Source organism: Streptomyces viridiviolaceus (assembly GCF_014650995.1).
GTDB classification, from domain to species: Bacteria; Actinomycetota; Actinomycetes; order Streptomycetales; family Streptomycetaceae; genus Streptomyces; species Streptomyces viridiviolaceus.
On record NZ_BMWA01000110.1, the window covers coordinates 1 to 670 of the forward strand.

Consider the following 670-nt stretch of genomic DNA (forward strand, 5'->3'; position numbering starts at 1 on the left):
ATCAAAAATCTATGCAGAAGCCTATCTAAACGAATACTTGAAGATGAAACGCTAGTGTTTGACCCTGTAACCAACAAAAAAGAAGAAATGTTTGAAGTTATGGCAATTTTCAAAAGAATACAATACTTGAAAAGAAAAGCTGTAATCTGCTACCAACTCAACGACTGCCTAAAACCCTACTTGCTAGGGCTTAGGAAGAATTTCACGCAGATCCCCTTGCAACACATTTTGCCGATTAATAGCGGTTATGCGATCCGCATTTATCAAATACTCTTAAGCGAACTCAAGCAAAACCGCAACGAAGCGACAATACCTCTAATCCAACTCCAAGATGTGTTGTGCGTGCCAAAAAGCATGTATAAGTGGGATAATTTCAAACGCAATGTTTTAGAGCCAAGCATCAAAGAGATTAACGCTACCACCGACATTGTAGCTAGTTGCAGCACTAAAAAAGAACGCCAAAAGATCACTCAAATAGTGTTTGAAATCTGCTATAAAGACCTACAAAGGCGAAAAGATCAAGCTAAAGACAAAGAACAGCAACGCATTCAAGTTGAAGTCATCAAACCGCTCACTGAACTCAAAGATAAAACCCTAGCTTATCCCACTGATCCGCTAGATGAAAACGCTATCATCGCATTAGTGTATCGTGGAATGCATGAAGTCAAAG

1 protein-coding gene is annotated in these 670 nt (G+C 39.3%); it reads left to right on the top strand.

Annotated elements, in window-relative coordinates:
- Positions 1-54: 54 nt before the first annotated feature.
- The coding region (locus tag IE260_RS41135; RefSeq protein ID WP_229881861.1) for a replication initiation protein at positions 55-670 on the top strand (616 nt) is incomplete at its 3' end.